Below are 15,280 nucleotides of genomic sequence, written 5' to 3'. Positions count from 1 at the left end.
CGAAGGGCGACGCACATGGATGTGCGTCGTTTTCTGCCGCGGCATGGATGCCGCGTCAGAAAATCCCGCTGGCGGAGCGGACCCGTAGCGCAGCGAAGGGCGCGAGGACTGGGGCGTGCTTTCTTTTGGTTACTTTTCTTTGCACGAGCAAAGAAAAGTAACTCGCGCCCGAAGGGCGTGAAAGCCTTTGCCTTTGTCTTTGTCTTCAACAACAAATCAAACCCACAAGAGCAACGGAGCCCCGAAAAAGGGATGCAAGCAAAAGCCCCGCTCTACGAGGGCGGCAAACAGTACCGGCAAAGCTCCATCGCGGCTGATGGCCCTAGGCCACCCAGAGCCGCTCCTACAACCGCCACCTCACCATCCATCCACTCACACATTCAACAACAAGAACTCCCGCTCCCACGAACTGATCACCCGGAAAAACGTCTCGTACTCCTTACGCTTGACCGACACATAAGCGCGCACAAAGCGCTGCCCCAACATCTCCCGCAACGGCACACACCCCTCCAATTCATCCAACGCCTCACCCAACGAACGCGGCAGGTCGTAGCCCTCCTTCTTGCCACTCCCGGTGATCGGCTCAGTCGGCTGCAACTGCTCGCGGATGCCGAGCAAGCCACAGGCCAGCGTCGCCGCCATCGCCAGATAAGGATTGGCGTCCGAGCCGGCAAAGCGACTCTCCACGCGCATGTTCTCCGGCGTATCGAACGGCACCCGCAGCCCGCAGGTGCGGTTGTCGTAACCCCACAGCACATTGCTCGGCGAGACCTCGCCGAACATCAGGCGGCGGTAGGAATTGACGTTCGGCGCGAAGAACGCCATGCCCATCGGCACGTACTTCTGCAAGCCGCCCAGATAGTGCGCGAAGGTGGGACTCAGCTCGTCGCTCTTGTCGCCACTGAACACGTTCTTCCCATCACTCACTCTTATCAGACTCTGGTGGATGTGCATCGCGCTGCCCGGCTCGTTCTCCATCGGCTTGGCCAGGAAGGTCGCGTAGACGCCATGGCGCATCGCCGCCTCGCGCATCGTGCGCTTGAACAGGAACACCTGGTCCGCACGCGACATCGCATCGCTATGGGTGAAATTGACCTCCAGCTGCGCTGCGCCGGACTCGTGGATCAACGTATCCACGTCCAGCTCCATCGCGTCGCAGTAGTCGTACATCAGATCCAGGATCGGATCGAACTCGTTGACCGCGTCGATCGAGTACGACTGGCGTGCAGTCTCGGCGCGGCCGGAACGACCGGCCGGCGGCAGCAGCGGGAAATCCGGATCGGTGTTCCGCTGCACCAGGAAGAACTCCAGTTCCGGTGCCACCACCGGCTGCAGTCCCTCGGCGGCATAGGCATCCAGCACGCGGCGCAACACGTTGCGCGGCGCCAGATCGTGCGGCTTGCCGTCGCGGGTGTAGCAATCGTGGATGATCTGCGCGGTCGGATCGGTGGCCCACGGCACCATCCGCACCGTATCCGGGTCCGGGCGCAGGTGCATGTCCGAATCCGATGGCGATGTCAGCTCGTAGTAATCGTCCGGGTAATCGCCGGTGACAGTGGTGGCGAAGATACCTTCCGGCAGACGCGTGCCGTAGTCGTGACTGAACTTGTCGGCCGGGATGATCTTGCCGCGCGCGTTGCCGGTGATGTCCGGCACCAGGCACTCCACCTCGGTGATGTGGCGCTCCTTCAGCCAGCGCCGCAGCGAGCTTTCGGGCTGTTCCGGGGCAGCGGCTTTGCGTGGTGGCTTGCGCGAGGTCATGACGGCTCAGTGTTTGCGTTGGGCGGCGTGGCGTCGACAGGCCTCGCCGAATGCCTGGAATATGCCGAGATAGAACGGGTTTTCGGTGACACGCCACTCCGGGTGCCATTGCAGGCCGAGCAGGAATGAAGTGCCAGTCCCGCGGAAGGCTTCGATCAAGCCATCCGGCGAGGTCGCCTCTACTTCCAGCCCTTCACCCAGGCGCGCAATCCCCTGCCCGTGCAGCGAATTGACCCGGACCTCGTCCGCGCCTGCAATGGCGGCGAGCACGCCATCCGGTCGCAGATGCACCACGTGCGCGGGACCGTACTGCACTTCCAGCGCGGCCTCGATATCCTCGCGATGGTCGCTCATGCCGGCCACTTCATGCACTTTCTGGTGCAGCGTGCCGCCGAAGGCGACGTTGACTTCCTGCAGACCGCGACAGATCGCCAGAATCGGCAGGCCACGCGCCACCGCCTGCGGAATCAGCGCCAATGTGTTGGCATCACGCGCCGGGTCGTGCAGGTTGCCTTGCCAGCTCGACTCGGGACCGTAGTGATGCGGCTCGATGTTGCTGACCGCACCGGTCAACAGCAGGCCGTCCAGACGATCGAGCCAGACGCCGGGATCGACCGGCGGCTGCAACGTCGGCAGCAACACGGGCGTTGCACCGGCGCCCTCCACCACCGCGCGCACATATTTCTCACCGGTGGCGAGGAACGGGTGTGCTCCGATCACTTTGCGGTCGGTCGGCAGTCCGACCAGGGGTGGGAAAGCCATGCGAAGGACTCGATGGGCTTCCCGGCAAGCTACCGTGGGCGTTTTATTTTTGCAACAACGCTTGCGATGGCCCCTCTCCCGCCGGGAGAAGGGTTGGGGTGAGGGTACGAGCGGAGCCTCATGCTGTTTGGCTACAAGAGACTTCACACACGCCCTAATCCGCCCCTCTCGAGACACCTTCCCTCGAGAGCAGAAGGGAAAAGCCGGGCTTCGGTTGATGTAGCCAGCCGTTGAGTATTCTTGACACGCCGCCCGCTCTGCTAAGCTCGGCCAGACCCCGCAGGCGTCCGTCATGACCACTCATCCCGCCGCTTCGCCCCTGCCCCCGGAAGATGCCGAAACACTGCGCCAGATCGACGGCTGCGAGCTGGTCGACCTGCTGCTGCCGGACACCAATGGCCTGCTGCGTGGCAAGCGGGTGATCCGCGAATCGCTGGAAAAGGTCTACGCGGACGGCATCTGCCTGCCGATGTCGCTGCTGGCCGCGCACATCACCGGCGACACCGTCGAGGAAACCGGCCTGGGCTACGACATCGGCGACGAGGACCGGCTGTGTCGTCCGGTGCCGGGCACGCTGCGGCCAGTGCCGTGGGCGCCGCGACCGATGGCGCAATTGTTGTTGTCGATGGAAGACGGCCACGGTGGTGCGTTCGAAGCCAATCCGCGTGCGGTGCTCACACGCGTGCTCGAGCGCTTCCGCGCGCGCGGGCTCACGCCCGTTGTGGCAGTGGAACTGGAGTTCTACCTGTTCGACGCCGCACCCGACGCGCGCGGGCGACCGCAAACCATACGCGATCCACACACCGGCCTGCGCAGCGACAGCACGCAGGTCTATTACATGCCGGAACTGGACGAGCACCGCGGCTTCACCGACGCGGTCGCCGCCGCCTGCCGCGCGCAGCACGTGCCGGCCGACACCGCCGTCGCCGAATACGCACCGGGCCAGTTCGAAATCAACCTCAAGCATCGCGACGATGCACTCGGCGCCTGCGATGACGCGCTTTTCCTCAAGCGCACGATCAAGGCGATCGCCCAGCAACAGGGTGCGCTCGCCAGCTTCATGGCCAAGCCGTTCGCTGGTCAGGCCGGCAGCGGATTGCATCTGCATGTGAGCCTGCTCGACGACGCAGGCAACAACGTCTTCGCCGGCACGCAGGACGCTCCGGTCGCGATGCTGCGCCACGCGCTGGCGGGACTGCAGCACGCCGCCGCCGATTCGCTGCTGTTGTTCGCGCCGCATGCCAACAGCTACCGACGCTTCGTACCGAACGCGTTCGTGCCGCTCAACGACAGCTGGGGCTTCAACAATCGCACCGTCGCGCTGCGCATCCCGCACAGCGACGCCCGCAACACCCGTATCGAACACCGTATCGCCGGTGCCGACGCCAATCCCTATCTGGTCGCCGCGGCGGTGCTGGCCGGCATGCTGGACGGCATCGAACGCCAGCTCGATCCCGGACCACCGACGGTCGGCAATGCCTATGCACAGACCGAGTTCCGCAGCCCGAGCTGGCACGAGGCGATCGAGCGATTCCTCGGCAGCGAGTTCATCGCACACGCGTTGGGCGAACGCTTCCGTCATATCTATGGCCAGCAGAAGCGGCGCGAGATGCAGGACTTCCAGACCCAGGTCACCGACCTGGACTACGCCTGGTACCTGCGCACCGTGTGATGAGCGACAGCGTGCGCGACAGTGGGTATCCCGACAGCTGGTACGCCGCCAGTGAGGTACCGCTGCCGCCCCAGCCCACATTGCAGGGCGTCGAATCGGTCGATGTATGCATCCTCGGTGCCGGCTACACCGGCCTGACTGCTGCACTGACGTTGGCCGAAGCCGGGCATCGGGTGATCGTGCTGGAAGCCCAACGGATCGGCTGGGGTGCCTCCGGTCGCAATGGCGGCCAGGCCATCGTCGGCTACGGCTGCGAACAGGACACGCTGGAACACCTGCTCGACACTGACGATGCCCGCTTGCTGTTCGACTTCTCGCGCGACGGCATGCGCCTGCTGCGCGAGCGCATCGCTCGCCACGACATCGCCTGCGACTGGCGCGATGGCCACGCCCACGTGCCGCTCAAGCCCCGCCAGGAGCACGCACTACGCGCCGGCATCGCACATATGGCCGAGCGCTACGACTACCCGCTGCAATGGTGGGACCGCGGGCGTCTGCGCGAGCAACTGGCCAGCGACCTGTACCTGGGCGCGATGTACGACCCCGCCAGCGGCCACCTGCACCCACTCGCCTACGCATTGGGCCTGGCGCGTGCCGCACTCGCTGCCGGGGTGCGCATCTTCGAACATTCGGCGGTGAACCGGCTGGAGCGCGGCGCGCGGCCGGTGCTGCATACCGCGCACGGCCGCGTCCAGGCCGATTTCGCGGTGATCGCCGGCAACGCGTGGCTGCACGGCATCGCCCCGGAGCTGGAGTCGCGGATCATGCCGGTCGGCACCTACATCGGTGCCACCGCACCACTCGGCGCCGAGCGCGCCCAGGCGCTGATCCGCAACGACATGGCAGTGGCCGATACCAACTGGGCGCTCGATTACTACCGGCTCAGCCGCGACCACCGCCTGCTGTTCGGCGGCCGTGCCAGCTATTCCTCGCTGCCGCCGCCCGGGCTGAAGGGCGTGATGACCCGGCGCATGCACCGGGTGTTTCCACAGTTGCGCGACGTCGGCCTGGAGTACGTGTGGGGCGGCTACGTCGATATCTCGCGCAATCGTGCTCCGCACTGGGGACGGCTCGCACCGAACCTCTATTTCGCCCAGGGCTTCTCCGGCCATGGCGTGGCCGCCAGCGGCCTGGCCGGCACCGTGATTGCCGAGGCCATCGCCGGGCAATCCCGGCGCCTGGACGTGTTCGAGCGCATCCCGCACCGTACCTTCCCCGGCGGGCGCCTGTTGCGGACGCCGCTTCTGGTCGCGGCGATGTCCTGGTATCGGCTGCGTGATCGACTCTGGTAACGCGAAATCCGTCACAATTACGCTCAAGCTTTGCCGGATCCGGCCGATAGGGAAGCCGGCACCCAACTTCCTCCGAACACGCAGCTCGATGCCCGTTTCGTCCGCAGTTCGAGTATCCGAAGACGATCCGCTGCCGCAGCGCGTCCTGCTGGTAGAGAACTCCCGCGCCTTCACGACGATGTTGCGCGAGGCGATCGAGTCGCGCGTGGAACTGCCGGTCACGGTGGTCTCCACCTTGACCGAGGCTGCGCGCGTGCTGGAGGAAGAGGACGGCTGGTTCCTGGTCCTGACCGGGCTGGTGCTGGTCGATGGCGATCGCGATCAGGTCGTGGAGTTCTTCGTCTCGCGCGGCCTGCCGACCGTGGTGGTCAGCGGTGTCTATGACGAAGACCTGCGCAAGCGCGTGTTGCAGCAGCAGATCATCGATTACGTCCTGAAGAACGCGCCCGGCAGCATCGACTATCTGACCTGGCTGGTGCAGCGACTGGACCGCAACCGCCGCATCTCGGCGCTGGTGGTGGACGACTCGCTGTCGGCCCGCACCTATGCCGCCGCGCTGCTGGAAATGTACGGCTACAAGGTGGTGGTCGCCGCCGACGGCGCGCAGGGTTTGAAGGCGATCGAACAGGATCCACGCATCCGCCTGGCGGTGGTGGATCAGGAAATGCCCGGCATGGAAGGCGTGGAATTCACCCGCCGACTGCGTTCGCTGCGCGCTCGCGACAAGGTCGCGGTGATCGGCCTGTCCGGCACCACCGATGCCTCGCTGATCCCGCGCTTCCTGAAGAACGGCGCCAACGACTTCCTGCGCAAGCCGTTCTCGCGCGAAGAATTCTTCTGCCGCGTCTCGCAGAACGTGGACCAGTTGGAACTGATCGGCACCCTGCAGGACCTGGCCACGCGCGACTACCTGACCGGCCTGCCCAACCGTCGTCACTTCCTCGAGCAGAGCCAGCGCCTGCTGCCGAAGCTGTTGTCCGAGTGCGCGACGGTCACTGCAGCCATGCTCGACATCGACCACTTCAAGCACATCAACGACACCTGGGGCCACGAGGCCGGCGACGATGCGCTACGCGCGGTGGCCGCCTCGGTATCCGACCATGCACGACCCCAGGATCTGGTCGCACGCTTCGGCGGTGAGGAGTTCTGTCTGCTGGTGCCCGGCCTGGATACGGTCAACGCCGCGAGCTATTTCGAAACGCTGCGCGAGCGGATCGGCGCGCTGCGCATCCCGGTCGGCAACGAGGTTCTGCAGATGACGGTGAGCATCGGCCTGTGCACCACGCACTCGGAAGAGTTCTCGCTGCACGACATGCTCAACGAAGCCGACAAGCACCTGTATCTGGCCAAGGCCGGCGGCCGCAACCAGGTCCGCTTCGCCGCCTGAGCCACCACTCCATCGTAGGAGCGGCGTAAGCCGCGATGGGGCTTTACACGAATCACCACACGAAAGCTCGCGATCCCTGTCGGAATCAAAGGGCAAGCCCCATCGCGGCTTACGCCGCTCCTACAGGAAATACCAGCCTGCCGATCAGGTCACGCTGGCATGCTTGCGCGCGACCATCAACGCCAGCAGCGTCAGCACGGCCATCGAGCTCAGATACCAGCCCACCGATGCCAACCCGTAGGTTGCCGCCAGCCACGTCGCCAGCGGCGCGGCTGGCGCCGCCCCCAGCACACCCGCGAGGTTGAACGACATCGACGAGCCGGTGTAGCGCACTTCCACCGGATACAGCTCGGACAGCAGTGTCCCGACCGGGCCGTAGGTCCAGCCCATCACGAACAGCCCGATCGACAGGAACGCCAGCACCATCACCGGATGGCCGGACTGGAACAGCGTGGAGAACAACAGGCCGAACACCACGATGCACACGCTGGCCACCGCCATCGAACGGCGCGCACTGGTGCGATCGCCGTACAGCGCCGACAGCGGGATGCCCAACGCGAAGAACAGCATGCCCACCATCTGCAACACCAGGAACTGCTGGCGGCTGTAACCCAACGTGGTGGTGCCGTAGCCAAGCGCGAACACCGTCATCAGATAGAACAGCACGAAGGTCGCCAGCGCACCGAACGTGCCTGCCAACATCGGCCCCATGTATTTACCGAGGACCGCACCGATCGGCACGCGCACCTGCTCATTGCGATCCAGTGCACGCTGGAAGTCCGGCGTCTCGGTGATGCTCAGTCGCACCCACAAGCCCACCACCACCAGCAGCGAGCTGGCCACGAACGGCACCCGCCAGCCCCAGGCCATGAACTGCTCCTGCGACAGCAATGCGCCCATCACCAGGAACGTGCCCGCCGAGAGCAGGAAGCCCAGCGGCGCACCCAGCTGCGGAAACATCCCGTACCACGCACGCTTGCCCGGCGGCGCGTTCTCGGTCGCCAGCAGCACCGCCCCGCCCCACTCACCGCCCAGACCCATGCCCTGACCGAAGCGGCACAACGTCAACAACACCGGCGCGACGATGCCGATCTGCGCGTAGGTCGGCAGCAGGCCGATCACCACCGTCGAGATACCCATCGTCAGCAGCGCCGCCACCAGCGTCGCCTTGCGCCCGATCCGATCGCCGAAATGGCCAAACAACGCCGAACCCACCGGACGTGCAACGAACGCCACCGCGAACGTCGCCAACGAAGCCAGCTGCTGCGCGGTCGGACTGGCCGGCGGGAAGAACAGATGCGGAAACACCAGCACCGCGGCAGTGGCGTAGATGTAGAAATCGAAGAACTCGATGGTGGTGCCGACCAGACTCGCCAGCAACACACGGGCGGGCGAATTGATCGGCGCCTGAGAGACGGCAACAGCGCTCATACGAGGATATTTTTCAAAGAGATGCCCGATTCTGGCAGATGCCGCACGGCCTGCGCACACATGGTTGCGCGGGCAACCATGCGATCTCGCCCAGGGGATCGGGCCGCGCAGGCGACTTATGAGGCTGGCCGAATCGGCGGCGTGCCCGGCAACGCACGAGGCACCGGGTCCCCGCCTATGCGGGGACGACGATAGGGTTTGTGCGGATAGGACGTTGTGGAAATCGCCGCCTAAAGCGCTTCGAGCTTGCGCAGCTCCTGCTGCAGATCGGCTGTGCTCAGCGGCACATAGCCTTCCTCCGAATCCCTCTGCCCGGCAAGAACCGCCTGCCCCTCACGCGACAACGCCAACCGCAGATACTCCTTCACCAACGGATCAAGCGGACGACCCGGCGCGCGGTCCACGTAGATCTGCACCGCCGCAGAAAGCGGATACACCCCCTGCCGCACCGAATCGTAGCCGGGACCATGGAACGCCTGCCCAGCCGCATCCGCCAGCGGCAGCACACGCACATCCGTCGATACCGACGCCGCATCGATCCAGCCCAGCAGACCGATGCCATACCGATCGGCAGCCACCGCGCGAATCACATCCTCACGCGAAGCCAGCGCCTCGTACTTCAACGCGAATGGCAGCCCACCCAGACGCGCAGTACGCAACCCGGTAGCAAAGCCGCCATCGTCACGCAGCCCGTAGGCGTGGATGCGCCGCGCCGCCCATTCGCCCTGCAAACCGAGCTGCGCCCAGATGTTGAGATCGCCACCGGGCTGACCGTCGGTGAAGATCCGCGCGACCTGCTCCAGCGTCAACCCGGCCAGTGGATTGCTCGCATGCACATAGACCGCCGGCGGCGTCTTGTGCGGCGCGCGTGGGCCGTAGCCGTTGTAGCCGATGCGGATCGGCGTGGCGTCGTAACCGTGCAGTTGCCGGAACGCCGCGCGATCACCCGGCCACATGTCGCGGGTCAGCGGCGCGAACAAGGTCGCACCAGCCGCCAGCGCCGGCATGCCGGTGGAGGAACCACGCATCGTGGTGACGAAACGCAGTTGTGGGTGATGGCGGACGAACAGCGCGTTGAGCTGCGCGATCACCTCTTCCAAACCATCGTTGCCGACGATCGCGATCGCGCCGTCGGTAGTCAGGTAAGGCGCGTGGGCCGGTGCCGTCACCGGGCGCGGCACATAACGCGGTGCTTCGGCAGCAAACACCGGTGGTGCGAACAGCGCGAGCAGCAGGGCGAGTCTGGCAATCATGGCGCAGCCTCAAGCAGATCCAGTTCGTGCCTTGCCTGCGCAGCGGTCAGCGGAACGTAACCCCGCTCCTGCGCCGCGATGATGGCCTGCCCTTCACGCGAGAGCACCAGTCGCAGGTACTCCTTCGCCAGCAGATCCAATGGCTTTCCTGGCACACGGCGCAGATAGAAGTACAACCAGCGTCCCAGCGGATAATCATCGGCAGCAACCTGCTCAGCCGTCCCCAGAGTCGGCGTGCCGCTGTGCAGGCCGATCAACGCCACCTGCCGCACGTCGGCATTCTCCAGCCCGATCGCGGCGACCGCGATGCCGTCCGGATCTTCGGCCACGCGCTGCAACAGCCGCGCACTGTTGGATTCGGTCTGGGTGCGTGGTGCCAGCGGACGATGCTGCAGCACGTCCTGCTGCAGGTAGTCGCCAAAGCCGGTGTACTCCGGTGTGGCGTAGGGATGGATCGCACGACGGCTCCAGTCCCCCTCCAGGCCGAGCTGGCCCCAATGCGAAACGTCGCCGGCCGGATCACCGACCGCCAGCGTCCGTCTCAGCTGTTCGATGCTCAGCGACGGCAGCGGATTGCGACGATTGACGTACACCGCCAACGTCGTGGCCAGGTCCTGCGAAGTGTCATCGGCGGTGTGCGCAATGCGGATCGTCAGCGGATCGGCACCGACGATCTTGCGATACGGCACCAATTCGATCGGATTGATCGCACGCCCCATCGCACCGAACAGCGTGCGATCGAACATCAGCAATGGCACCGCACTGCTGGTGCCCTTGCCTTCGACCGCAAAGCGCACGCCGGGGTGGGTCTGCACGAACAACGCGTTGAAGCCCTCGACGATCACACGCACGTGCTCTGCGCCGCCGATGCGTACCGCGCCGTTGGCGTCCAGATAACCCGCTGACGGATCGACCTGTACCGGCCTGGGCACATATGCAGGCAGCGCGGGATCGACCGAGCGCGCGGCCAGCGCCGGCGGGCCTGCAAGCAATGACAGAACCAGTCCGACCCAGGCCGCGCGACGCATCACAGATCGACCTTGAAGGTCAGCTTGACCGTACGCGGTGCGCCAGCAGCCAGGCGCGTGCCCGCGGCGGCCCAATACTGCTTGTTGGCCAGGTTCTCGACGTTGATCTGCCAGATCGTGCGCTTGCCGAACAACGGCGTGGCGTAGCGTGCACCAGCGGCGAAGATCGTGGTGTCGCCCAACCAGGCCTGATCGAGGTCATTCACCGGACGACGGCCGGTGTAGTAGGCGCCGGCATTGACCGAGAAACCATCCAGACGCTCGAACGCGTACGTCATGAACAGACTGCCGGTGTGCTTGGCGGCATTCTCCGGCAGCTTGCCGTTGTAGTCCTCGTCGATGTTTTCGAAGCGCGGATCCAGCCATTGCCCCGACGCCTGCCAGCCAAGCTGACGGGTCAGCTGCCCCTGCGCGGACAGTTCCAGACCGGTGTAGCGCTGCTCGCCATCGGCGGTGAACACATTGGCGGAATTGGTGTAGTAGCCCGGACGCTTGATGTCGAACAACGCCGCCGACAGCAGCGTGCCGTTGGGCGCCTGCCAGCGCACACCCAGCTCCTTCTGCTTGCTCACGCCCGGCGGCATGCGGGTGTTCTCGTTCTCGGTGCCGGTGGGTGCGGCCTCGCCTTCCTCCAGGCCCTCGGCGTAGGACGTGTACAGCGACAGGTTGTCGGTCAGCTTGTAGATGCCCGCCAGCGTCGGCGTGGTCTTGCTCGCCGTGTAGTGCGAGGTGCCCTGATCACTGCGGTAATCCGAATAGCGACCGCCCACGATCAACTGCCACTTCGGCCCGAACTTCATCCGGTCGATCACGTACAGACCTACATCGCGGGTGCTCAGTGCAGCCGTGGTCGGAGAGCTGGGATAGGCGCCGTAGCTCACGCTGGTGATGTCGACCGGGTCGTACAGGTTCTGCGAGGAGACCGTGTAGTTGCGCTGGTAGATGGCGTCCTGGCCCTTGTCGGTACGGCTGGCGCCGACGGTCAACTCGTGCTCCACCACCCCGGTGGCGAAACTGCCGAACAGTTCGACACGCCCCATCTCCGAATCCACCACGTGATGTTGCATGTTGCCGCGGATCGAACCGGCCCCGGTGGCAACCGAGGCTGCGTTATTGAAGCGGAAGATCGCCAGCCGGCGGTCACGCGCCATATCCGAATGACCGGCTTCCACGGTCAGTGCCCAGCCATCGGTCAGCGCGTAGTCGGCGCGCAGCAATGCGTTGCGGGTGGTCGCCTCGAAAGCCGCCCAGTCCGGGCCCACCAGCTTGGTCGGATCGACCGGATGCGGCAGCGTGATCACGCCATTGACGGCGGACGGCAGCGCCACCGCCGCTTGTTCGGCCGCGACGCGGCGGTGGTCGTATTCCAGATCGGCCTTCAGCAGCAGCCGGTCGTTGACCCGCCAGTCCAGTGCGGCCGAGAGGAAACGACGGTTGCCGTCACCGACGCCATCCAGATAGGAACCGAGCACACCACCGGCGGCGTTGACGCGCACGCCGAACTGATCTTCCGCACCCAGACGGCGACCCACGTCGACATTGGCCACGGCGGTGCCGTACTGGTCCAGTGTCAGACCGACCTGGGTCACCGGATCGACGCCGGCGCGCTTGGTCACGAAGTTGACCACGCCGGCCGGCGAAGTAAAGCCGTAATACAGCGCCGACGCGCCCTTCAACACCTCCACACGCTCCTTGTCCTCCATCGGCACCTGCGAGAAGTTCATGATCGGCAGCGAGCCATTGAGGCGATAGTTGGTGCGGTTCTCGACCGCGATGCCACGGATCACGATCTGGTCCCAGGTATCGCCACCGTTCTGCTGACGGGTCACGCCGGCGGTGTTGCGCACCGCGTCGTACAGACCGGAGGTCGCCTGCAGATCAAGCGCCTGGCGCGTGATCACGTTCACCGTGGAGGGCACATCGAGGATGTTGGCGCCGCGGAACGTGCCCGCCTCGACGGTCTGCGGATTCAACCCCTGCGCACGCGCAGTAGTCACCGACACCGTATCGAGCAGCTTGAGGTTCTCATCATCGGCGGAAGCAGCCTGCTGAGCGAACACCGGCGGTGCCAGCAGGCACAGCGAGCACAGAGGAAGAAGGCGGAACGGAGTGGGCAGACGGGTCATGGGGTCCAGAAATCGGCAGCAGAAAACGTCACGGGCGCATGCATGCGCTCGCGGGGAGGCGGGCCTCTTGGCGTCTATGCGGGGAGGGGTGCAGGAGGCGGGATTCTACTGAAAACGAGACTCGTTATCAAAATGTGAATCATCTCGGGAACTATGGACAAGCAACCCACCCGCTTGTCATTCCCGCGCAGGCGGGAATGATGCTCTCCGTTCTCCGGCTCCCCAGAGCCCCCGCAGTGATCAATCCTTCAGATTGATCCAGGTCGCTTTCATCTCGGTGTACTTGTCGAACGCGTGCAGTGATTTGTCGCGCCCATTGCCGGACTGCTTGTAACCGCCGAACGGCGCGGTCATGTCGCCGCCATCCCAGTAATTGACCCAGACGCTACCGGCACGCAGCTTGCGCGCGACCCGATGTGCCTTCGAGATATCACGGGTCCAGACGCCTGCCGCCAATCCATACTGCGTGTCGTTGGCCATCCGCAGCGCCTGCGACTCGTCATCGAAAGCGATCACCGACAGTACCGGCCCGAAGATTTCCTCGCGCGAAATGGTGTGCTCGTGCGCGACTTCATCGAACACGGTCGGCTCGACATAACAGCCGCCGGCCACGACCTCCGCACGCTGCCCGCCGAGCACCAGCCGCCCGCCCTCCTCGCTGCCCTTGGCGATGTAATCGAGCACGCGCCGGGTCTGCGCCTCGTCGACCATCGCGCCCATGGCCGCGTCATCATCGAACGGGTGACGCGGCTGCATCTTGCGTCCGGCGGCGACCACCTTCTCGACGAATGCGTCCTTGATCGAACGCTCCACCAGCAACCGCGACGCGGCGGTGCAGACTTCGCCCTGGTTGTAGAAGATGCCGCCGGCTGCGGCTTCGGCGGCTGCGTCCAGATCCGGCGCGTCGGCAAACACGATGTTCGGACTCTTGCCGCCGCACTCCATGTAAGCGCGTTTCATGTTCGACTGACCGGCGTATTGCAGCAGCCGGCGCCCGACCGCGGTGGAGCCGGTGAACACCAGTCCATCCACGTCCATGTGCAGCGCCAACGGCTCGCCGGCGCCCTGACCGGTACCCGGAACCACGTTGAACACGCCGTCCGGCACACCGGCTTCGGCGACCAGTTCGGCCAGCCGCAGCACGCTCAACGGCGATTTTTCGGAAGGCTTGAGCACCACCGAGTTGCCCATCGCCAACGCCGGCGCAATCTTCCACGACGCCATCAGCAGCGGGAAATTCCACGGCACGATCGCACCGATCACGCCGAGCGGTTCGCGGCTGATCAGGCCCAGCTCATCAGGCCCCGTCGGGGCGATTTCACCGTAGACCTTGTCCAGCGCCTCGGCAGTCCAGCTCAGGCAGCGGATCGTCGCGGCCAGGTCCACCGCGCGCGCATCGCGCACCGGCTTGCCCATGTCGAGCGACTCCAGCAACGCCAGCTCGTCGGCGTGTTGCTCGACCAGTTGCGCCAGTTTCAGCAGCACTCTCTTGCGATGCACCGGCTTGGCCTCGGACCAGCTTCCGGCCTCGAAACTGCGCCGCGCTGCCGCCACTGCACGATCGATATCGAGTGCGCTGCCGGCAGCGACGTGACCCAGCACGCGCCCATCGATCGGACTGATGCATTCGAAGGTGCCACCATCTGCGGCATCGACGTAGCGCCCGTCGATGAAGGCCTGCGTTCTCAGGGAGAGCCCATCGGCCATCGCCTGCCAGTGTTCGCGTGCTGCTGAAGTCGTCATCGCGTCAGGCTCCTGTTGTTCCCTTCTCCCGTTCACGGGGGAAGGTGGCGCAAAGCGCCGGATGAGGGTTCGGGGCGAAGCTCCCGCGTTGTGCAACTGCAACGGGTCCGGCCTGCCCTCGCCCGAGGGAAGATGCCCTAGAAAGTCGCAGGCGTATTGGCACTGACGATCACCGCATCGTCATCACCGACATTACGAAAACGATGCGGCACCCGGCTCTCGAAGTAATAGCCTTCGCCCGCCTGCAGCACCCGCACCTGCCCACCCACCGTCACCTCGACCGAGCCGGTGACGATCACTCCACCCTCCTCGCCATCGTGGCGCAGCATGCTCTCGCCGGTGTCGCTGCCGGGCGGCATCACCTCGCGCAGGATGCACATCTGCCGCTGCGGCCGATGCTTGCCGACCAGGAAATAATGGATGCCATCACTGCCCACGTCGGGCAGCTCATCGGCGCTGTAGAACGGCGCGTCGGGCGGACCGATCTGTAGGTCGCGGGTGAAGAAGTCAGCCAACGAAATCGGAATGCCATCCAGCACCTTCTTCAACGAGCTGACCGATGGACTGACCTTGTTCTGCTCGATCAACGAGATCGTCGAGTTGGTAACGCCCACGCGCTTGGCGAGCTCGCGCTGGCTGAGCCCATGCGACCTCCGCACCAATTGCAGGCGTGCGCCGATATCCATTGCTACAAGGGCCCGAGACGTGTTGCGGATACTTTACATGGGCGCCCCCACGGGTCAATCACGGCCATCATCCGCCCTCGTAGGAGCGGCTTCAGCCGCGAAGAGGCTTCCCCGATAAAGCCTCATCGCGGCTGAAGCC

At 65.1% G+C, this 15,280-nt stretch carries 11 protein-coding genes; 3 read left to right on the top strand and 8 right to left on the bottom strand.

Annotated elements, in window-relative coordinates:
* Positions 1-372: 372 nt before the first annotated feature.
* Positions 373-1,761 (bottom strand): glutamine synthetase family protein, encoded by a 1,389-nt coding sequence (locus AC3WJE_RS10395; RefSeq protein WP_493730716.1) that lies wholly within the window; start codon positions 1,759-1,761, stop codon positions 373-375.
* Positions 1,762-1,767: 6 nt separating this feature from the next.
* Positions 1,768-2,523, bottom strand: coding sequence for a gamma-glutamyl-gamma-aminobutyrate hydrolase family protein (locus AC3WJE_RS10390; protein ID WP_493730715.1), 756 nt, complete (start codon positions 2,521-2,523; stop codon positions 1,768-1,770).
* Between the two features lie 292 nt (positions 2,524-2,815).
* Between AC3WJE_RS10390 and AC3WJE_RS10385 the strand changes: the two genes are divergently transcribed.
* From AC3WJE_RS10385 to AC3WJE_RS10375, 3 genes are all read left to right on the top strand, one after another.
* Complete coding sequence (locus tag AC3WJE_RS10385) at positions 2,816-4,195, top strand: glutamine synthetase family protein (RefSeq protein ID WP_493730714.1); 1,380 nt, start codon at positions 2,816-2,818, stop codon at positions 4,193-4,195.
* Complete coding sequence (locus AC3WJE_RS10380; protein WP_493730713.1) at positions 4,195-5,487, top strand: NAD(P)/FAD-dependent oxidoreductase; 1,293 nt, start codon at positions 4,195-4,197, stop codon at positions 5,485-5,487. The genes AC3WJE_RS10385 and AC3WJE_RS10380 overlap by 1 nt, the downstream gene beginning before the upstream one ends.
* Before the next feature lie 88 nt (positions 5,488-5,575).
* Positions 5,576-6,874: a diguanylate cyclase gene (locus tag AC3WJE_RS10375; protein ID WP_493730712.1), complete on the top strand. Its 1,299-nt coding sequence runs from the start codon at positions 5,576-5,578 to the stop codon at positions 6,872-6,874.
* 144 nt (positions 6,875-7,018) lie between these two features.
* Here the strand turns inward: AC3WJE_RS10375 and AC3WJE_RS10370 are convergent, their stop codons facing one another.
* From AC3WJE_RS10370 to AC3WJE_RS10345, 6 genes are all read right to left on the bottom strand, one after another.
* On the bottom strand, positions 7,019-8,305 hold the full coding sequence (locus tag AC3WJE_RS10370; protein WP_493730711.1) for an MFS transporter: 1,287 nt from the start codon (positions 8,303-8,305) through the stop codon (positions 7,019-7,021).
* Between the two features lie 230 nt (positions 8,306-8,535).
* The gene (locus AC3WJE_RS10365) at positions 8,536-9,558 is read right to left on the bottom strand and encodes a PstS family phosphate ABC transporter substrate-binding protein (RefSeq protein ID WP_493730710.1); all 1,023 of its coding nucleotides are present in this window, start codon (positions 9,556-9,558) and stop codon (positions 8,536-8,538) included.
* Complete coding sequence (locus AC3WJE_RS10360) at positions 9,555-10,586, bottom strand: PstS family phosphate ABC transporter substrate-binding protein (protein ID WP_493730709.1); 1,032 nt, start codon at positions 10,584-10,586, stop codon at positions 9,555-9,557. The genes AC3WJE_RS10365 and AC3WJE_RS10360 overlap by 4 nt, the downstream gene beginning before the upstream one ends.
* On the bottom strand, positions 10,586-12,712 hold the full coding sequence (locus tag AC3WJE_RS10355; protein WP_493730708.1) for a TonB-dependent siderophore receptor: 2,127 nt from the start codon (positions 12,710-12,712) through the stop codon (positions 10,586-10,588). Before AC3WJE_RS10355 ends, AC3WJE_RS10360 begins: the two co-directional genes overlap by 1 nt.
* A 240-nt stretch (positions 12,713-12,952) precedes the next feature.
* On the bottom strand, positions 12,953-14,455 hold the full coding sequence (locus tag AC3WJE_RS10350; protein ID WP_493730707.1) for an aldehyde dehydrogenase: 1,503 nt from the start codon (positions 14,453-14,455) through the stop codon (positions 12,953-12,955).
* 137 nt (positions 14,456-14,592) lie between these two features.
* A complete protein-coding gene (locus AC3WJE_RS10345) occupies positions 14,593-15,141 on the bottom strand; it encodes a cupin domain-containing protein (RefSeq protein ID WP_493730706.1) in 549 nt (182 codons plus the stop codon).
* Positions 15,142-15,280 lie beyond the last annotated feature (139 nt).

Source organism: Pseudomonas sp. GW821-FHT07E12 (assembly GCF_058986605.1).
This window is presented reverse-complemented; position numbering and strand designations above follow the sequence as displayed.